This window comes from Rhodococcus jostii RHA1, from assembly GCF_000014565.1.
GTDB lineage: Bacteria > Actinomycetota > Actinomycetes > Mycobacteriales > Mycobacteriaceae > Rhodococcus_F > Rhodococcus_F jostii_A.
Map to the genome: position 1 here is coordinate 3,151,368 of NC_008268.1, position 19,556 is coordinate 3,170,923.

Annotated in this window: 16 protein-coding genes; 6 read left to right on the top strand and 10 right to left on the bottom strand. The window is 65.2% G+C overall.

Features of this window, described 5'->3' with window-relative positions; translation table 11 throughout:
• Nucleotides 1-47: 47 nt before the first annotated feature.
• The 6 genes from RHA1_RS14515 to RHA1_RS14540 form a co-directional block, all read right to left on the bottom strand.
• Complete coding sequence (locus RHA1_RS14515; RefSeq protein WP_011595657.1) at nt 48-1,409, bottom strand: FAD-binding oxidoreductase; 1,362 nt, start codon at nt 1,407-1,409, stop codon at nt 48-50.
• A 20-nt stretch (nt 1,410-1,429) separates the two neighbouring features.
• Nucleotides 1,430-3,016, bottom strand: coding sequence for a benzoylformate decarboxylase (gene mdlC, locus RHA1_RS14520; RefSeq protein WP_011595658.1), 1,587 nt, complete (start codon nt 3,014-3,016; stop codon nt 1,430-1,432).
• Between the two features lie 188 nt (nt 3,017-3,204).
• Nucleotides 3,205-4,668, bottom strand: a complete 1,464-nt coding sequence (locus RHA1_RS14525) for a benzaldehyde dehydrogenase (protein WP_011595659.1) — start codon at nt 4,666-4,668, stop codon at nt 3,205-3,207.
• A gap of 120 nt (nt 4,669-4,788) precedes the next feature.
• The gene (locus RHA1_RS14530; protein WP_148228388.1) at nt 4,789-5,676 is read right to left on the bottom strand and encodes an AraC family transcriptional regulator; all 888 of its coding nucleotides are present in this window, start codon (nt 5,674-5,676) and stop codon (nt 4,789-4,791) included.
• A 92-nt stretch (nt 5,677-5,768) separates the two neighbouring features.
• The gene (locus RHA1_RS14535; RefSeq protein WP_011595661.1) at nt 5,769-7,034 is read right to left on the bottom strand and encodes an alpha-hydroxy acid oxidase; all 1,266 of its coding nucleotides are present in this window, start codon (nt 7,032-7,034) and stop codon (nt 5,769-5,771) included.
• Complete coding sequence (locus tag RHA1_RS14540; protein ID WP_148228389.1) at nt 7,031-8,368, bottom strand: MFS transporter; 1,338 nt, start codon at nt 8,366-8,368, stop codon at nt 7,031-7,033. The genes RHA1_RS14535 and RHA1_RS14540 overlap by 4 nt, the downstream gene beginning before the upstream one ends.
• Before the next feature lie 224 nt (nt 8,369-8,592).
• Between RHA1_RS14540 and RHA1_RS14545 the strand changes: the two genes are divergently transcribed.
• Together RHA1_RS14545 and RHA1_RS45980 are read left to right on the top strand one after the other, a co-directional pair.
• A complete protein-coding gene (locus RHA1_RS14545) occupies nt 8,593-9,483 on the top strand; it encodes a LysR family transcriptional regulator (RefSeq protein WP_011595663.1) in 891 nt (296 codons plus the stop codon).
• Nucleotides 9,484-9,786: 303 nt separating this feature from the next.
• Complete coding sequence (locus RHA1_RS45980; RefSeq protein WP_016882160.1) at nt 9,787-9,936, top strand: hypothetical protein; 150 nt, start codon at nt 9,787-9,789, stop codon at nt 9,934-9,936.
• A 445-nt stretch (nt 9,937-10,381) separates the two neighbouring features.
• Here the strand turns inward: RHA1_RS45980 and iolG are convergent, their stop codons facing one another.
• The 4 genes from iolG to RHA1_RS14565 all read right to left on the bottom strand — a co-directional run bounded on the left by iolG (nt 10,382) and on the right by RHA1_RS14565 (nt 15,236).
• The gene (iolG, locus tag RHA1_RS14550) at nt 10,382-11,389 is read right to left on the bottom strand and encodes an inositol 2-dehydrogenase (RefSeq protein ID WP_011595665.1); all 1,008 of its coding nucleotides are present in this window, start codon (nt 11,387-11,389) and stop codon (nt 10,382-10,384) included.
• Nucleotides 11,390-11,456: 67 nt separating this feature from the next.
• The gene (locus RHA1_RS14555) at nt 11,457-12,356 is read right to left on the bottom strand and encodes a sugar phosphate isomerase/epimerase family protein (protein WP_011595666.1); all 900 of its coding nucleotides are present in this window, start codon (nt 12,354-12,356) and stop codon (nt 11,457-11,459) included.
• Complete coding sequence (locus tag RHA1_RS14560) at nt 12,353-13,438, bottom strand: Gfo/Idh/MocA family protein (RefSeq protein ID WP_011595667.1); 1,086 nt, start codon at nt 13,436-13,438, stop codon at nt 12,353-12,355. The genes RHA1_RS14555 and RHA1_RS14560 overlap by 4 nt, the downstream gene beginning before the upstream one ends.
• 190 nt (nt 13,439-13,628) lie before the next feature.
• Complete coding sequence (locus RHA1_RS14565) at nt 13,629-15,236, bottom strand: IclR family transcriptional regulator (RefSeq protein WP_011595668.1); 1,608 nt, start codon at nt 15,234-15,236, stop codon at nt 13,629-13,631.
• 257 nt (nt 15,237-15,493) lie between these two features.
• Between RHA1_RS14565 and RHA1_RS14570 the strand changes: the two genes are divergently transcribed.
• The 4 genes from RHA1_RS14570 (at nt 15,494) to RHA1_RS14585 (ending at nt 19,523) form a co-directional block, all read left to right on the top strand.
• Nucleotides 15,494-16,570, top strand: coding sequence for a maleylacetate reductase (locus tag RHA1_RS14570; protein WP_011595669.1), 1,077 nt, complete (start codon nt 15,494-15,496; stop codon nt 16,568-16,570).
• Nucleotides 16,571-16,627: 57 nt separating this feature from the next.
• Nucleotides 16,628-17,584 (top strand): hydroxyquinol 1,2-dioxygenase, encoded by a 957-nt coding sequence (locus tag RHA1_RS14575; RefSeq protein WP_011595670.1) that lies wholly within the window; start codon nt 16,628-16,630, stop codon nt 17,582-17,584.
• A gap of 99 nt (nt 17,585-17,683) precedes the next feature.
• Entirely contained in the window at nt 17,684-19,120 is a 1,437-nt protein-coding gene (locus RHA1_RS14580) for a sugar porter family MFS transporter (RefSeq protein ID WP_011595671.1), read from the top strand.
• Nucleotides 19,121-19,157: 37 nt separating this feature from the next.
• Nucleotides 19,158-19,523 (top strand): universal stress protein, encoded by a 366-nt coding sequence (locus RHA1_RS14585; protein WP_011595672.1) that lies wholly within the window; start codon nt 19,158-19,160, stop codon nt 19,521-19,523.
• Nucleotides 19,524-19,556 lie beyond the last annotated feature (33 nt).

The following is a 19,556-nucleotide window of genomic DNA, read 5'->3' on the forward strand; positions in this document are numbered from 1 at the left end:
CTGTGTGACTCGAATCCGATCCATAGGCTGAGCGTGAAAGTCATCGGCTAGAACCCACGGCCGGGATTGAGCAGCATCTTCGGATCGAGTGCCCGTTTGATGCTCGCCTGCACATCGAGCGAGACGTCGTCGAGTTGACGGGTGAGCCACTCCCGCTTGAGTTCTCCCACGCCGTGCTCACCGGTGACGGTTCCGTCGAGGGCGAGCGCTGCAGCGCAGATGCGGTCGGCGGTGACCATCGCCCGATTGCGGGCGTCCACACCGAGGTCGGGGAGCAGGAGCATCGGGTGGACGTTGCCGTCACCGGCGTGACCGACGGTAGCGATGCGGACCCCGGTGTCCTCCGAGATGTCGGCGATGGTGGACAGGAGTTCGGCCAGCCGTGTTCGCGGAACACCGACGTCTTCGATGATGGTCGGGAATTGCTCCATCGTGGCCCACCCCGCGAGCCGCCGGGCCTGGAGCAGCATCTCCGACTCCGCGGGATCCGACGTCGACACGGACAGGTCGGCCCCGGCCTCGTCGCAGCACGCAACCATCCGATCGACCTGGGCGAGCGCGTCGGCTCCGTCTGCCTGCCCGATCACGAGAAGTGCCGCCTCCCGGTCCAGATCCATTCGCTGATAGTTCTCGACCGCGTTGATCGTGGCGTTGTCCATGATCTCGAGCATGCTCGGGGTGACCCCGGCGGCGAAGATGGAGTTCAAAGCCCTGCCGCCGGCGTCCAGTGTCGGGAAGCTCGCCACGAACGTTGCGGTGGCGGCAGGCTTGGGTCGCAGTCGGAGAGTCGCCGAGGTGATGATTCCGAGGGCACCTTCGGAGCCGACGAAGAGCTGGGTCAGGTCGAGACCCGCGACGTTCTTGACCGTCTTTCCGCCCGTGCGGAGTACGCGTCCGTCGGCGAGAACGACTTCGAGTCCGAGAACGGAGTTGCGGGTGACCCCGTACTTCACGCATCGCATGCCGCCGGCGTTGGTCGCGAGATTGCCGCCGATCGTCGACACTTCGAAGCTTCCCGGGTCGGGTGGGTAGAACAATCCGGCGTCCGCGACCGCCCGGCCCACGTCTGCGTTGACGACTCCTGCCTCGACCACCACGGTGTGGTTCGTCGCGTCGAACTCGCGGATCGAGTTCATGCGTTCCATGCTCACCACCACGCAGTTGTCGAGGGCGGTTGCTCCGCCGGACAACCCGGTTCCTGCGCCGCGTGGCACGACGACGGTGTCGGTCTGCGTGGCCCACGCCATGATGCTCGACACCTGGGCGGTGGTCCGGGGACGCAGGACGGCGATCGGCTTGCCTGCGGCCACCAGGTCGGCGCTGTCGCGGCGGTAGCCTTCCATCGTGTCGGGGTCGGTGACGACGATGTCGGCGGGAACGAGTTCCTTCAGTGTCTCGATGAGATTCATGCGTAATCCTGGTTCGTCGTTCACGATTCGTCGAAGTTCGTGCGCACTTCGATCAGGGTCGGCGCGTCGGCGGCCAAGGCGGACTTGAACGCGGTGGTGAAGTCTTCGGCGGTCGCGACCGCCGTGCCGCGCACGCCGTACCCTTCGGCGAGGTGGACGAAGTCGATTCCCGGCACGTCGAGGCCGGGAGTCTCGCCGGTGTTCAGGATCTTCGAGAAGCCGCGCAGCGCACCGTACGTGCCGTTGTTCAGGATGATGATGACCACGGGGATCTTGTACTGCGCGGCGCTCCACAGAGCGGTGATGCCGTAGTTGGCGGAACCGTCGCCGATCAGGCCGATGACCTGACGGTCCGGGGAGGCGAGTTGCGCCCCGACAGCGGCGGGAAGCCCGAAACCCAGACCTCCGGACGCGGGGAAGTAATAGCTGCCCTGGTGCGAGAGATCCATCTGCGACCAGAACGCGTCGGATGTCGACGTCGACTCGTTCACGTAGATCGCGTCGTCCGGAGCGCCCGCCCGGACCAGGGCGAACAACTGCGCGGGATCGAGGCCGGCACCGACCGAGACAGCCTCCTCGAAGTCCCCGAGCGGGGGAAGTGGGGAGCGGTCGCTGGGTTTCACCATGTTCGCGAGGATTTCGAGCGTGCTGCCGACCGGGGCGACGTACGCCTCACCGATCGGGGCGCGCGCCGCTTCTCCGCCGTCGTCGGTGACGTGGATCAGCCGCGCGCCGCCCGGGAGGTAGTTGCCCGGAACGTACTGGTGGTAGCGGAACACGGGTGCGCCGACGACGAGGATGAGATCGTGCCCCTCCAAGGTCTTCGACAGGTCAGCGACGCCGGCGGGCAGCACGCCGCGGAAGCTCGGATGGCGCGTCGGGAAGGGGCAACGTGAGGGGGACGGGGCGATCCACACGGGTGCGCGGAGTTTCTCGGCCAGGAGCACCGCATCGGCGTTGGCACGATCGGCGTCGACCGCCGGTCCGAGCACGAGTACCGGGTTCGTGGCCGACTCCAGAGTCTCGATCAGGTCGTTGATCTGATCACCGGACAGGGAAGCGGCACTGTGCACCTCGCGCGCGAGGAGGCCAGCGGATTCCGGGGGAGCCTCCGCGGCCCAGTCGTCGTAGGGAACCGACACGTAGACCGGACCCTTCGCGGGCAGCAGCGCGGTGTGGATGGCCTGATTGATTGTGCGCGGCACGTCTTCCGCGCACGTGGGCTCGCTGCTCCACTTGACCAGCGGCTTCATCAGCGTGCCTGCGTCGACGTTGGACAACATGACTTCCTGCCCGATCGTCGAGCGAACTTGCTGGCCCGCGGTGACGACGAGGGGGCTGTGTGAGTAGACCGAATTGGTCAGCGCGCCCATGGCATTGCCGGAGCCGGAAGCTGCGTGCAGATTCACCAGAGTCGCCTCACCGGTAACCAGCGAGTACCCGTCCGCCATCGACAGGACGGCACCTTCGTGCAGACCGAGCACGTAGCGGAAGTCGTCGGGCATTCCGGAGAGAAAGGGGAGTTCGTTCGATCCCGGGTTGCCGAACACGGTGGTGAGCCCCCGGGCCCGCAGCAGTTCGTACGTCACTTCACTCACCGTTGCCATCGGTTCTCCCTCGTGTGATCGGCGACACCGACTGTGTCTCCGCGTCCACGCTAACGCTGCTGGGACAATAGCTCCAATGAATGTTTCCAATAGGGGCATAGATGCTATTCATGTATTCGGTGAACGCAGTCTGCCGGCCGACTGCGGTGTGTCGCGATCGGCCGGCAGATCAGTGGGGTGCGTGAGTGTCAGAACGGGAACTGTTGGGCCACAGAGCGGCTGGTGCGCCACTGCCATTGGGTGAATTCGTCCCAGCTGCTCTGCGTTCCGAATCGCGTGCCGTTGCCGGACGCTCCGGTACCGCCGAACGGCGCATACGCGTCGTTGTTCAGGGTCTGGTCGTTGATGTGGACCATGCCCGTGCGGAGCTGATCGGCCAGCCGCTCCCCGCGTTCGACCGAACCCGTCTGAATAGCGGCGACCAGGCCGTACTCGGTGTCGTTCGCGACGGCGATCGCTTCCGCCTCGTCCTTGACGACCACGACGGGAGCGACCGGACCGAAGATCTCTTCCTGGAATGCCGGCATCGCCGGGGTGACGCCCGCGAGAACGGTCGGCCGGTAGAAGAGTCCGTCGAACGTTCCGCCCGTGCGTATCTCGGCACCGGCGTCGCGGGTTGCCCGGACGATGCGATCGACGTTGGCGACCTGGTGTTCGTTGATGAGGGGGCCGAGCGCGACCTGTCCGGTGTTCGGGTCCCCGACCGGGAGGTTGGCGGCGCGCGCCGTCAGCTTCTCGAGGTACCGATCGGCCACCGATTCGAGGACGATGTGCCGGCCTGCCGTCATGCAGACCTGACCCTGGTGGAGGAAGGAGCCCCAGGCGCCGGCCGAACTCGCGGCATCGAGGTCGGCATCGTCCAGAACGATCAGGGCGTTGTTGCCGCCGAGCTCGAGGGAGACACGCTTGAGCGTCCGTCCGGCGGTCGCGCCGACCTGGCGTCCGACGGAGGTCGAGCCGGTGAACGAGATCAGGGAGACGGCAGGGTGCTCGGACAGCGCCTGCCCGGGCTCGGCGTCCCCGGCGAGTACGTGCAGTACTCCCTCCGGCAGCCCTGCCGCCGCGAACAGCTGAGCGATCACGACGCCGCCGCTGATCGCGGTCTGCACGTCGGGCTTGAGGACGACCGCGTTACCGAGAGCGAGGGCGGGTGCGACCGCTCGCATCGCCAGGACCAGCGGGAAGTTCCACGGGCTGATGACGCCGACGACACCCAACGGAACACGGCGTCCGATGCTGACGCGGCCTTCCTGGCTGGTGGGCAGGAGGTGACCCCACGGCTGGGTGGGCAGGGCCGATGCTTCCCACAGCTCGGAGAGAACCAGGTCGACCTCGAAAGCGGCCTTGCCCGGGACGGCGCCGCCCTCGCGGATCAGCCAGCGTTCGACCTCGGCGCGGTTCGCGTCGAGTGTCATTGCGGCCTTGCGTAATACGTCCGCGCGGGCGTGACCGGTGCGGGCGGCCCAGTCCGGCTGTGCGGCCGCGGCGCGGCGGGCGGCGCGGTCGATGTCGGATGCGTCCGCTGCGCCGATTTCACCGAGTACGGCGCCGGTGGCGGGCTCGGTCACCTTGATGCTGCCGCCCGAAGCGGTGACCCAGTTGCCGTCGAAGATCTTGCCGGACCAGGTCTCGCCGCCGAGAAGGTCAGTCATGTCAGCTCCCATTCATAGAGTCGATAACGTCGATCACTTCACGGGAACGAAGCGATGTGGAACACACTGTGCCCTTGACGTGGGGGCCCGTGTTGTCCCGGAGCGACAGGATTGTTGCCGTCAGGCGACAGTGTGGGGGAGCGCCTGGTGACGGGCGTCCGACGGCGTCATCCCGTACTCGGCGCGGAACGCGCGCGTGAAGGCGGGTGCGTCGTAGAAACCGTATCGCGACGCCAGCGACGAGATGGTGCGGTCGTGCAGATTCGGGTTGGTGAGGTCCCGGTGCACGCTCGCCAGCCGTTCACGGCGGATGACCGCACTGAGGGTGTGGCCGTAGTCGGCGAAGATGCGCTGCAGTGTGCGCGGCGACATGTGCAGTGCCGATGCGATCGAGCCGACGCTGAGGGCCGGGTCGGCGAGATTGCGGCGAACATGGCGGAGGATCTGGTCCCGAACCGCGGACGAGGGCGGGGCCGGGCGGGTCTCCGGTGCGGTGAGTACCGCCGACACGAGGCTCATGCCGGCGTCACCGAGCAGGGTGGCGGCGGAGGGGTCCACGTCGGCCCCCTCCGCGACCGCGGTGGTGACGAAGTGCTCGAGGAGCGCGCCGGATCCGGCTCGCACGTCGTAGGTGCGTTCCAGACACTCCCGGATCTCGTTCGGCGTGAGAACGAACGAGTGTCGTGGAAACGTGACGACGGAGCACGACCAGGTGTCCGTGAAGGACAGTTCGTACGGCAGCGCGACGTCGTACATCACCGCACGACCTCGGTCGACGACGAGTTCCCGGTCCCCTTGATGCAGGACTGCGCGACCCGTCTTCACCGCGCACAGCTTCAACGACTCGGACGGGTTCCGCCGAGCGGCCCGGGGGCTGCGGCTCAGCACCTGCGGTGTCCCCGAGATCGTGAAGGCCTCCACGTTGCCGAGCAGGACCGCCTGCATCGCCCCCGTGACCGGGGCGTCCGAGGCAAGCCGAGGTGCGAGTCCACCGAATTCGGTGGACATGATCTCGCTCCAGGAGTCCGTCACTCGATTCACGTCGGCATCACCACACCACATCTTCGCCTGCACGACCGTTCCGCTCGAACATTATGACGCTAGGTGGGCGGGGCGCCTCGGGGCACCGGGCCGAGATCCACCGAGTCGCCGCTGTTCGCCCCGAGAAAACGTACGTGCTCCGGGGTGAGTTCGCCGATCGTCCGGACACCCGTCAACTGGAGAGTTCGGACGATGTCGTCGCGCAGGATCTCGATGGCACGTTCGACTCCGCGCCGCCCGCCCGCCATCAGTCCGTACAGGTACGCCCTGCCGACGAACGTGAAGTCGGCCCCGAGCGCGAGCGCGGCCACGATATCGCCACCGGTGAGGATCCCGGTGTCGAGGTAGATCTCGGTGTCCGAACCGGTGAGTGCGTCCTTCACCCGTGGCAGCAGACGAAGGGGCACCGGTGCACGGTCGAGCTGCCGGCCCCCGTGATTCGACAGGACGACGGCGTCGGCGCCGTGCTCGGCGCATCGGCGGGCATCGTCGACCGTCTGCACGCCCTTGACGACGAGCCGTCCGCCCCACTCCCTGCGCAGCCAGTCGAGATCGTCGAAGGTCAGGGTCGGGTCGAACATCTCGTTGATGAGCTGGGCGACAGAACCCGGATAGGAGTCGAGGGACGCGAAACTGAGCGGCTCGGTGGTGAGGACGTCGACCCACCACCCGGGGTGGCGCGCGATGTCTGCGAACGTGCGCGCGCCCAGGGCCGGAGGGACGGTCATCCCGTTGCGCACGTCGCGCAGTCTGGCGCCTCCGACGGGGGTGTCGACGGTGACGACGAGAGTCCCGTATCCGGCGCGGTGGGCGCGGTCGACGAGTGCCATGGACTTGTCGCGGTCACGCCACAGATAGAGCTGGAACCACCGCTGCGCGTCCGGCGCCGCGGCGCCGACTTCCTCGATGGACGCGGTGCCCATCGTGGAGAGCACGAACGGCATGCCGTACTTCTCGGCGGCGCGGACACCGGCGATTTCACCCTCCGAGTTCATGAGTCGGGTGAACCCGGTCGGGGCGATTCCGAACGGCAATCCGCTGACGTGCCCGCCGACCGTGGTCGAGATGTCCGTCGACGAGACGTCACGCAGGATCCCGGGCTGGAATTCGATGTCCCGGAAGGTGCTACGTGCCCGCCCGAGCCCGATCTCCTGCTCTGCTGCGCCGTCGACGTAGTCGAACACCATCCGCGGTACGCGCCTGCGGGCAATCTTTCGCAGATCCCCTATGGTGCAGGCTTTGTCGAGTGCCACCTGCCGGCGGTCCAGGCTCGGGCGTTCGAATCGAACGTAGGGCTTGACGCCCGCCCAGGAGGGGGTCTTCACGTCGTTGCATCCTGCCGCGCGATTCCGGGCACCGCTGCGGCCTGTCCGACGGCCGCATTGTTCCTCTGCCGAGGGACCAGCAGTGCGGCGATCGCGCCGATGACGGCGATCAACGCGAACAGATAGAAGGCGGGTGCGACATTCGATCCGTTGGCGATCACCAGACCGGTCAGCGTCGGACCCGTCACGCCGCCGAGCCTGCCAACGGAGGCAACCCACGCTGTTCCGGCCGCCCGGCTCGATGCCGGGAAATACGAGGCGGCGAAACCATAGATCAGCACCTGAGCGCCGATTGTTCCGGCACCGGCGACGAAGGCGAGGGCGAACAACAACCACGAGGACACGTCCGTGCTGAGGACCAGGATCGCCACCGCGGCACTCGCTAGTGACGCGGCGGTGACAGCTTGCGGGCCGATCCGGTCCGACAGCCGGGACGCGAACAGCGGCACGATGATGGCCCCGGCATTGAGGACCAGCAGGAACGTCAGTGCGGAGCTGCTGCCGAATCCGGACGACTGCATCAACTTGGGCAGCCACGTGTTCAGCGCATAGGTCAGCAGCAGCCCGCATGCACTGAGCAGCCCGAACAGCAGGGTCGCGCGCCGCAACTCCCGGGTGAACAGGGCCCGCGGCCCCACCTTCTCACCCGGGCGCGGGGGCTCCGGACGATCGATTCCGGCGCGGTCGGCGATGCGGTTCGCCTCGTCGACCCTGCCGCGGGCGAGCAGGAAGCTCGGCGACTCGGGCAGCAACTTCAGCATGATCGGCACGAACACCAGGAGCGGTACGAGGCCGATCCAGTACATGGCCCGGACACCGAACGCGTCCACCACCACGAGCCCGAGCAGGGACGCCAGAACACCGCCGCCGGGGAAACCGGCCCACACGATAGCGCTGTAGGTGTGGTTCTTCCCCTTGGGTGAGAACTCGACCGCCATGGCGGCGGCCAGTGGAATGAGTGCGCCGACCCCCACACCGACGAAGAAGCGTGCCACTCCGAACAGTGTGGCGTCGGGGGCTATGGCGCACACGCCCATCCAGGCCGAGAACCACCCGGTGGCCGTGATCATCAACGTTCGGCGCCCGAGACGGTCGGCGATCCCGCCGACGAGGATCGAGCCAACCAACATTCCGACGAGCGCGTAGCTCCCGATCACTCCGGCTCGTGCCGGGGTCAGGTTCCACGCCGGGTCGGCGAGCATCGACGGGAGGGTGGTCCCGTAGGCCACCATGTCGTAGCCCTCGAACACGACGGCCAGCAGGCACAGCAGAAGCACGACGCGCGCCGATGTCCCGGCCCCTTCTCGTTGTCCCGTGGCTGATTGATCGCTCATGTCGGCTTCTCTCTCGCAATGGTGTGAGGGTTCATCGGGGCGACTGGCGAGTGGCCGTCGGGTCTGGCTGCGCCACACCGAACCGGGGACCTACGCCGACCATTCGCCGGCTGAGTTGCCCCCGGAGGCGGCCCTCGCTGTGCTGCACGTCACGGTATCCGCCGGTCGGGAATAGCTCCAATGAATGTTTGACATACCCCCATCGATGGTGTCTATTGCAGTTCATGACCGACTTCGACCTGAATCTCGTGCGGACGTTCCTGCTCCTGTACGAGACACGGAGCGTCACACGCACTGCCGAACGCCTCTCGCTCACCCAGCCGTCGGTCAGCCACGCCCTGAGCCGGATGCGGAAACAGTTCAACGACAGCCTCTTCAGCCGATCGCCGTCAGGTCTGCAGCCGACGGAACTGGCGAGTGCGATGTATCCGAGGCTTCGTCAGGCGTTCGAGGTCATCGACACCACGGTAAGCGGTGTCGGCCAGTTCGATCCCGCGACGTCGCGCCGCACCTTCCGACTGCACGCCACCGACCTCGGTGAAGTGAGTCTGCTGCCGCCGGTGCTCGGTCTCGTCGCGGAGACTGCTCCCGGGGTCGACGTCCACATCATTCCGCTCAACTTCGCCGTGGTCGAGACCGAACTCAGGCAAGGTCAAGCCGACGCCGTCATCTGCACCCCAAGGATCACCGCCCCCGACTTCGAACGCGACGTCCTGCTCCGTGACAGCTACTGCGGAATCTGCAGCGCATCGCATCCGCGTGTCGGAACCGATCCGACGCTCGACGAATTTCTGAGCGAGCGTCACGTTGCCGTCGATGTGAGCGCCGGCCACACGGACGTCGACCGGTCGCTGTCCCTGCTCGGCCACTCGCGCGACGTCGCGTTGCGTATCGCGCATTTCGCGGCGCTACCGCAGCTGATCGAGAAGACGCCCCATCTCTCGATCATCCCCCGGTCGGTCTCCGACAAGTTCCGCCGGATGGCCGACGTGAAAACGTTCGAACTGCCGTTTGCCGTTCCCGCTGTCGAGATTTCGCTCTACACCTACAAGAGGGTCCTCCCGGACCCCGGCACCGAATGGTTCCGCGCCACCGTGCGAAAAGCCCTGGGCTGACTGCTACTCGACGTCCCGCTCTGCTCCGCATTCGAGAATGGGGATACGGGACAGCTCCAGGCGCTAAATATGGTGGTAGGAAGCGCTTTTCAAAGTATCGATAACGGTTATTATGTCAACTAAACTGCACCGCACTGCATCCGATGAGTCAAACGCGCCCCCTAACTCCGCACCGAAAATGTCGCCGGCTCGGCTTTCGTCGCGCGCGAGGATTTCAAGCTCATCCGGAATACGCTACCGGTGACTAGCGGCACAGGCCGACTTCGACAACGTCGCCGAACACTGGCAATCACGATCGCCACGGTGGCAACCGCACTCGCGGTTCCCTACCAGCGCGTACGACGTCTGGAGATCGGGCAACGCCTCGACCCCGATCTCTCCGCCCACTACTCGCGGTGGCTCACCGACCGCGAGCAGCAGTCCATCTCCCTATCCCTCGTCGACACGGCTTGACAGCAATAGGGAGCATCCATCTTCATAGACGCAACCGCATCTTGGGTCCGCGGCATGCACCGCATCGCCGATAAGCGTGATTCGGCCCCGTGACCAGGTCGGTAGCGGAAACCGGAATGGGAACCGCACTTGCGCTCGAAGATGGGAGGGACGTCGCCATAATGCTGGGCGAGCACCACTACCTCGATGCTCACTATCTGCACGCCGATCGGCGGAGCAGGCCGACAGCCTCAGCGAAGAGATCGACCCAAATCGCACCGATACCGATACCGATATCGGTTCGACGTCGATGGGTCGGGACGGATGACACAGCGATGGTCGCAGCCTCGGAGCGCACGCGAACTGATCGAAGTGGCGATGCGGACATGCTCGGGCATTCCCGCACCACCACTTCTGGATGTTCCATTGCTCGCCCGGCTAGTGGGCGGATAACCGACGGAGACGGTCAGTCGGTGATGGCGACGGTCTTGCCAGTGGCAGCCGATTCCGCGGCCGCGTTGGCGAGGACGAGTGCGGCCACACCGTCGTCGAATCCGGGTGAGCATGGGTCGCCGGTGCGGATGGAGAGGGCGAACGCGTCGAGTTCGGCGCGGTAGGCCTGAGCGTAGCGTTCGAGGAAGAACGGGAAATATGCGGGGGCTTCCTCGGTGCCGTTGCTGCCGTACCGGCGTACTGTCGTCGGAGCGACATTGCCGGCAGTCAGCATGCCGGTGGATCCGAAGGCTTCGAGGCGCTGGTCGTATCCGAAAGCGCAATGGCGCGAGTTGGTGATGTTGACGATTTCGCCGTCGCGTCCGCGCAGAATGATTGTCGCAGCATCGAAGTCGCCGAGCGCTTTGGTGTCGTCGTGGAAAGAATTGGTGCCCATAGCCGACACTTCGACGATGTTCGGGAGGAAGAAGCGCGCCATGTCCAGGTCGTGAATGGTCATGTCGCGAAAGATTCCGCCCGACGCAGCGATGTAATCCCGCGGTGCGGGTGCGGGATCGCGACTGGTGATCAGGAGTTGTTCGAGTGCACCGATCGCTCCGGCGGCGACCTGCGTGCGGATCGAGGCGAAGTGAGGGTCGAAGCGCCGGTTGAAGCCGAGCATGATCGGGACGGCATGTTCTTTGATGCGTTCGCGACAGTCGAGGACGGTGTCGATGTCGAGGTCGATGGGCTTTTCACACAGCACGGCCAGACCGTGCGCTGCAGAAGCGGACATGAGATCGACGTGTGTGGGCGTCGGTGAGGCGATGACGACGCCGTCGAGGGTCGAGTCGGCGAAGACCTCGTCGGGGTCTTGGACGGCGCGCCCGGCGGTTCGTGAAGCCAGTGCACGAGCACCGTCGATGAACGGGTCGGCGATCATGACCAGCTCGAGTTCGGGGTGGTCCGCGATGTTACGGGCATGTACCTGCCCGATGCGGCCGGAGCCGAACAGGGCGAGACGTAGTTTGGTGGAAGACACGTCGGTCCTTTATAAGTGGGTTCGGTCGTCCGCGGTGCGACGACATTCGGAAAATGCGATCGGGACGTCAGGACAGTCTGGCGGCCGCTTCGAACGAGGCGAGCGCGGTGGCGCGTGCCTTGATCAGGCCCTCTTCGACGGGCGTGCGGCGGTGTTCTTCGGAGATGATCTCGACGCCCCACTTGCCGGTGTAGCCGGCGTCGAGCGTGCGACGGATGAACGTCGCTGTATCGAATGCGCCTTCACCGCAGTACTTGCGGTAGTTGGTCGAGTCGTCGAAGACAGCGGCCAAGCCGGTGCGCCGCTCATCCGTTCCGTCGTCGATTTCCACGTGCACGACGCGATCGATCGGCACCACTTTGTAGAGTTCGTCGTGCGACAGGCCCGCTTTGTAGGTGTGCCATATGTCGACCAGAAGTCCCGCCGAGGGGCTGTCGGAGCCGGTCACCACGTCGACGGCTTCATGGGTGGTGCGCAGATGGGAGAACGGTGTTGCCTCGAGGGCCAGCCGGACTCCCGCTTCTTCTGCTTCGTCGGCCAGGTCGGAAAACGCGCTGACCAGAGTGGCCAAAGGCAAGGGTTCGTCGGTCATTCCTGCACCGGCTTTGATGTGACTGGCGCCGAGCGCGGTGGCAGCTTCGAACAGGTCTGCGCGTACGCGGTCCGCGGCGGCGCGTTCGGAGCCTGTGGTCCACCAGTTGTCGAGGAATTCGACCTCGACTGTTCCAATGCCCGCGTCGCGGATCAGCTGTGCCAGGCGGTCGTAGCCGATGGTGTCGCGCGCATTGATCAGGTCGGTGTGTACCAGGCCGATGCCGGCCCATCCTGTCTTGGCGACCAAGGCAATGCGCTCTTCGATGGGCACGGGGCTGGTTTCGTCGGGGAGTCCGGGTGCTGTGTTTCCTGCGCTGACCCAACAGGTGGCGATGAGTTCCGGTGTCATGGTGTCCTCGTTCTGGTTGTTCATGCAGACTCCACGTCGATGGCGGCGCCGCGCGACTTCTCGGAGCGGTAGCAGGCATCTACGATGCGAGCGACGGACAATGCGTCCGACACCGGTGCGACGTTGGGTGCGCCGTCACGAATGCTGTCGACCCAGCCCTGCATTTCGATGTGGAAGTTACTGATGTTCTCGAGTTCAGGGAGCTCGGAGAATTTGTTCGCTTCGGTGCGGGCGAAGGGCGGGGTGAAGTGGCTCTGTGTCCATTCTGTCCACCCGGCTCTGTATCCGCCTCGGTCTGCGTCGACGTAGACCTTCAGTCTCTGCGGAAGGATACCGACCTCGATCACGCCGTGGGTGCCGTGGACGATGATTCGCGAACTCTCGAACCATTCGAGCCGGTCGTGACCGTCGAAGCTGAACGTCATCGACATGTCCGGGTAGTTGAGCAGTACGGCAGCTGAATCCTCGCGGCTCTTCTCGTCCGACAGGCGAGCGCTCTTGTGTACTCGAGCGTTGACCGATTCGGGTGCACCGAAAACCCGTACCAGCGCGTCGAGCATGTGGCATCCGAGGATCCAGAGCACACCGCCCATGTCGGCGGGTTGATTGAGGTGCTGGGTGAGGTGTTCCCCGGCCAGTGCGGCTCCGCGTGCGGAGACGGTGACGACCTCGCCGATGACGCCGGACTCGATCAGTTCCTTGGCGCGTGTCACCGACGGGGCGAGCCGCACGTTGTAGCCGATCTGCACGATCTGGCCGGGCTGGGCGGCAACCTCGGCGTCGCGCAACGTCACAAGATCGGCGACGGTCCCGCCGCCCGGCTTCTCCACGACGACCGACTTGCCCGCGTCCAGGGCTCGCAGCGCGTGGGGCACCATGTCGCGGCTCTTGGAGTGAACCATGATCGCGTTGATGCTCGGGTCGCCGAGCACTTCGTCGATGCTGCGGGCTTCGAGGTCGTATTTGTCGGCGAAGTACTTCAGGCGGGAGTCGTCGTCGGCGGCGGCGATCACGGAGACGCCGTTGATCTCGCGCAGTGCTCGCACTCGCGCGGACGCGTGCGGGTGGGTGATGCCGAGCAGGCCCACCACGATCGGATCGGACACATCGTCTCCTGTTGCTTTGGGACCGCTCCGGTGTGCGAGAACTTATTTGTGCGGGCGGTCGCGGGTGTTCGATGAGGTACATATGGCACCGGGGCAGAATGAATCCGATGGATTCGGTCTGCGGGTGCCGCAAGCCACTGTCACTGAGTGGACGAGTCGTCCATAGTGTTGCATGCTGCTTTGCAGGGGGTCAAGAAGGTAGTGCGTTCGCCGCCGAGGAGCGCGGGGCCTCGGATAGTCGTGCGACGTCGAAGCCCAGGTACCGAGAGAGTTCGGCTGCCCCCCAGAGCACCAGATCCGTCACGGATCGGCCGTGCGCTGGCTGTGCCAGTACGCCGTCGCGCAGGCCGCTGACCGACAAGGAGGCGGCAACATCACCGCGATGATCGAAGATCGGGGCGCCGACCGCGGCGATCCCGGGCGTGACGGTGTTGTCGCTGAGCGCGAAGCCGAGCGATCGGATCTCATCGAGTTCGGCGTAGAGCGTCGAGCGCGAACCCATGTGCAGCAGGTCCTCGCTGAGCGCCGCGGAGGCGTACTCGTCCCACGCCGCGCGGTCTTCGAACGCAAGCAGTGCCCGCGGCGCGGCGCCGACGTGCAAGGGCAACGACCGACCCAGCCGCAGAACGCGGCTGTTCACTCGTATCCCGTCGACGCGTTCGATGCACACCGCTCGCGTCCCGTGCCGAACGCACATGAAGGTGGTCTCGCCCGTAGCCTCGTGAATTGCACGCAGCACCGGCCCCGCGGCGCGTCGAATGTCGAGGCGACGGGTCAATTCGCCGGACAATGAGAGCAGCCGACCGCCGACGCGGTATGCGCCCCTGTGCCCGATCTGTTCGACCCAGCCGATCTCGGACAGGGTCGCGAGCATGCGATACACCGAGCTGACCGGCTCGTCGAGGATTTCCGTGAGGCGGGTCGAGGTGGCGATGCGTTCGCGCGCAAGCGCTTCCATCAGCGCGCCGGCCCTCACGATCAATGCAGGGGCGCGTGTCTCCGACGGCTGGGCCACCCCGTTGTGTGTCGCGTCGGACCGAGGGCCCGTCGCCTGCGCGCGAGCCATCGCAGCAGCCAGTGCTTCGGCCGCAACGGTGAGGACCCGCCCAGCTACGTCTTGTTGGGCCAACACACTTTCCCGCAGACCCGCCACGGCAATTGCGCCCGCTACACCTCCGTCGTCTCGACGCACCGGTACCGCCACCGATGCCACGCCTTCGACCACTTCGCTGTCGTCGACGCTCCATCCGCGCGCGATCGTGTTGTCGAGCAGCTCTCGCAGATCCTGCGCCGTCGTCGGAGTGCCGGACGCGAGCCGGCCGAAGGGCGCACCAGCGCATACGCTGTCCTGCACCTCCGGACTCTCGAACGCCAACAGGGCACGCGGCGCCGCACCGGCGAATCGTGGAAGCATCCGCCCCGGCCCCAGATCGAGCATGTCCACCACGGCGCCGTCGACCTGGTCCAAGCTGAGCACGCCATGTTCGTGAGGTACGCAGAAAAACACGTTCATCCCCAGCTGTTCGCGTACCCACCGCAGCTGGCGGCGGAGTTCACCCTTGTCGACGAATGCCTCCACCGCAGCATCGGACCACCGCAACAGCCCGATTCCTAGCTCCAATCGACCCTCGCCTGCCTGACGAACGACAGATATCTGCTCGAGCGCGGTCAAGATGCGGTAGACGCTCGGGCGCGGTTCGGCGACTACTTTGGCCAGCTCCGCAGGTGTTGACGGGCCGAGTCGCGCAAGTTCGTCGACGATCTGACCAGCCTTGGTGAGAAGTTGTATGGCATTCACTGGTCGACTCGTCCTCCATGTCAGGGCCTGCGTAGCTCGCGCCGATCTGCAGCGGCACCGGGCCACTGTTCACGACCGCCAAGATCATGCCGACACCGGTTGGCAGCCGGAACTGCGCCGCAGTTGCGTGGGTCACTCTCTCGGCTATGTTGATGATACTGTGTGAACATCTTGTCCACGACATGATACTAGTCGATTCGGGCGAGGTAGGCGGGAAGCCTCCGCGAAACCAGTCGACGTGTGCCCAGGAGAACCAGATGACCTATGACTTCTTGTACGACGCGAACCCCATGCGGGTGCGATTCGGGGCCGGAGCACTCACCTCGCTACCGGACGAGCTCGATCAGCTCGGACTCGAGCGCGTCCTTGTTCTCTGTTCACCAGGCCAGGAAGAGACTGCGGAGCAGGTGGCCTCCATCCTCGGCAACCGGTGCGTGGGCACCAGAGCAGATGCCGTGATGCATGTTCCTGCCGAGGTCGCCGCACGCACGAGCGCCGAAGCGGTGACTCTCGGCGCCGACGGCTGCGTCACTGTCGGCGGAGGCTCGGCCATCGGACTGGGCAAAGCCATCGCCCTCGAACACGGCCTGCCCATTGTCGCAGTTCCCACTACCTACGCAGGTTCCGAAATGACTCCTGTCTGGGGCATGACGACCAACGGACGCAAGGAGACCGGACGAGACCCGAAGGTGTTGCCGCGCAGCGTCGTCTACGATCCCGACCTGACCATCGGCCTTCCGGTCGAGATGTCCGTCACCAGCGGCATCAACGCCATGGCACACGCGGTCGAAGCTCTCTACGCGCCCGACATCAGTCCCATCATCGCTCTGATGGCCGAAGACGGCGTGCGGGCACTGGCCTCCGCGTTGCCGAAGATCTTTGCCGCGCCATCGGATTCGCAGGCCCGAAGCGACGCGCTCTACGGGGCGTGGCTGTGCGGCGCGACACTCGGCGCCACGACGATGTCGCTGCACCACAAGCTGTGCCACGCGCTCGGCGGCACCCTCAACCTTCCGCACGCCCCGACCCACTCCGTCGTGCTCCCGTACGTTATGGCGTTCAACCAACCCCACGCCGCCGACGCCGTCGCAGCACTCTCTCGGGCACTTCCCGGTACCGCAGACCCCGCCACGAGGCTGTGGGAACTCGCAGGCGATCTGAAAGCGCCGCGCTCTCTCGCCGAACTGGGAATGAAAGAAGACGACATCGATCGCATCGCCGAGGAGGCGACAAGCCGCTCCTACGGCAATCCTCGCCCGATCACACACGCAGCGGTCGCCGCCATCGTGCGCGCGGCATGGGCAGGTGAAGCACCCACCGACTTCGACGCCTAGACCGCGACCGTTCGTCGCCTGCAGAAACGTATCCGCACCAGACCAGCGAGAGCCGACATGACCGAACACACCTACATGGCCCCCGAAGCAGTACAGCCTCCGGACACCACCGAGTTCACCGAAGCCCAGATCGCCGTCGAAGAATCCCTGACGCGCACCGTGCTTCGCTCGTTCGACGACTGCACCGACCCGAGACTGACGCAACTGATGCAGTCGTTGGTCCGGCACCTGCACGCGTTCATTCGCGACGTCCGCCTGACCGAAGAGGAGTGGAACACCGCGATCTCGTTCCTCACCGAGGTCGGACACATCACCGACGACCGACGTCAAGAGTTCATCCTGCTCTCCGACGTACTCGGGGCGTCGATGCAAACAATCAACGTCAACAACGTCGCTCACGGTGATGCCACCGAAGCAACAGTGTTCGGGCCATTCTTCGTGGACGACGCACCGCTCATCGACAACGGCGGTGACGTCGCCGGAGGCGCCGCCGGTCAACCATGCTGGGTCGAAGGCACCGTCCGCGACACCGACGGCAATCCCGTCCCGAATGCCCGCATCGAGGTGTGGGAGGCCGACGAGGACGGCTTCTACGACGTCCAATACGACGATTCCCGGGTCTCGGGGAGAGCGCATCTGTTCAGCAACGAGGAAGGCCGTTACTGGTTCTGGGCGCTGACCCCCACCCCATATCCGATCCCGCACGACGGGCCCGTCGGCCGCATGTTGGCCGCGACCGGACGCTCTCCCATGCGCGCGTCACACCTGCATTTCATGGTCACCGCCCCAGGTCTGCGCACCCTGGTCACCCACATCTTCGTCCGAGGCGACGAACTACTCCGCCACGACACCGTATTCGGCGTCAAGGAGTCGTTGATCAAAGACTTCGTGGAGCAACCCGCAGGCACGCCGACTCCGGACTGCCGCGACATCGGCGAATCAAACTGGGCCAGAGCTAATTTCGACATCATCCTTGCGCCCGCCGTCGCCGGCAATCACCCCGTCGTCAACTGACCGGAGACGGTGGTGCACCGGCGAGGCAGGCGAGCAGCCGACCCGCACTCGCCGCTCGCGTTCCCCCGCCCGCTGCCCTGTTCCCTGAGAGGCCCAGACATGACTCACCCCGCATCGCCACCGTCCACCGTCGCCGCACATCTTCCGCCCAACGAACCAGGACCGCACTCGAAGCGGCTCGGCATGATCGCCGTGGTCGCAACCTTCGGCGGACTGCTGTTCGGATACGACACCGGAGTGGTCAACGGTGCCCTCAAGCCGATGAAGGAAGACCTCGGGCTCACACCCTTCACCGAAGGATTCGTCGTCAGTGCCTTGGTGATCGGTGCAGCGTTCGGCGCATTGATCGGTGGGCGACTCTCGGACAGGTTCGGCCGCCGCAACAACATCTTGATGTTGGCCGGGGTCTTCGCGTTCGGCACGCTCGGATGCGTCTTCTCCCCCACCTGGGAGGTCCTCGGCGCGTTCCGCTTCATCCTCGGCCTCGCCGTCGGCGGCGCCTCGGTCACCGTGCCGGTCTACCTCGCCGAAGTCGCCCCCTTCGAAAAGCGCGGCTCCCTGGTCACGCGCAACGAGGTCATGATCGTCTCGGGTCAGTTCGCTGCCTTCGTGATCAACGCAATCATCTTCAACGTCTGGGGCGAGCACTCCGCGGTGTGGCGGTTCATGCTCCTCATAGCGGTGCTCCCCGCATTCGCACTGTTCATCGGAATGCTTCGCATGCCCGAAAGCCCGCGTTGGCTCAGCTCCCAAGGCCGCGACGACGACGCACTCGCCGTTCTGCATCAAGTCCGTTCACCCAGGCGCGCAGAGGCCGAGATGGCCGAAGTCCACCAGCTCGCCGAAGAGGAAGAAAAGGCGCAGACCGGGGGATGGACCGACCTCGCTGTGCCGTGGATTCGGCGCCTGGTGTTCATCGGCATCGGCCTCGGAATTGTCCAGCAGGTCACCGGCATCAACTCGATCATGTACTACGGCACCCAACTGCTCGAGGACTCGGGATTCTCCGCAAACGGAGCCATCGTCGCCAACACACTCAACGGCCTGTTCAGCGTCCTCGGCATCACAGTGGGCATCATGCTCATCAACCGCGTCAACCGGCGCACCATGCTCCTCGTCGGATACGGGCTGATCACGACTTTCCACATCCTCATCGGATTGTCGGCTCTGCTCATTCCCGACGGATCCGTGATCAAGCCGTATCTCATTTTGGCGTTCGTGGTCTGTTTCGTGTTCTCCATGCAAGGAACTCTCGGGCCGCTGGCGTGGCTCATGCTCGCGGAAATCTTTCCCCTGAAGATTCGCAGCCTGGCAATGGGAGTGTGTGTCTTCGTATTGTGGATGACCAATGCCGGAGTCGCGTTCGGTTTCCCGCCGGTGGTGGCGTCGCTGGGAATTGCACCGACATTCTTCATTTTCGCCGGTCTCGGGGTCCTGTCGTGGATCTTCATCGTCAGATACGTCCCGGAAACCCGTGGGAAAACCCTCGAAGAATTCGAAGAAGAATACAGCGCCGCATATTCTGCTCGCCGTTGAACCGACAAACCGTCTAACTTGGAAAGGGGCGCCACGCATGGCAATTGTTGTCGCCGTATCGGACAACTCGGAGGGGACAGCAGCTCTGTATGCGGCAATCTCCGAAGCACGCCGGTTCGATACGAACCTCGTCGTCATCAACCTCGCGTTGCATGACCTCGACGTCGCAGAACTACCCACCGATGTGCCTATCGAGGTGATCGAACGTATCGGTCGCGACGATCGCGATCCGGTGCAGGCCGTGTTCGACGAGCTCGCCGCGCACGAGGTGAGCAGGCTCGTCCTGGGCATCAGGCACCGGTCACGGGTGGGCAAAGCACTGCTCGGGAGCGTCACGCAACGACTGATTCTCGACTCTCCTGTTCCTGTGCTCGCTGTTCAAGCCGAACATCGACAGCTGTAGGAACAACGCCCGAACCCAGGCGCGCAATGTCAG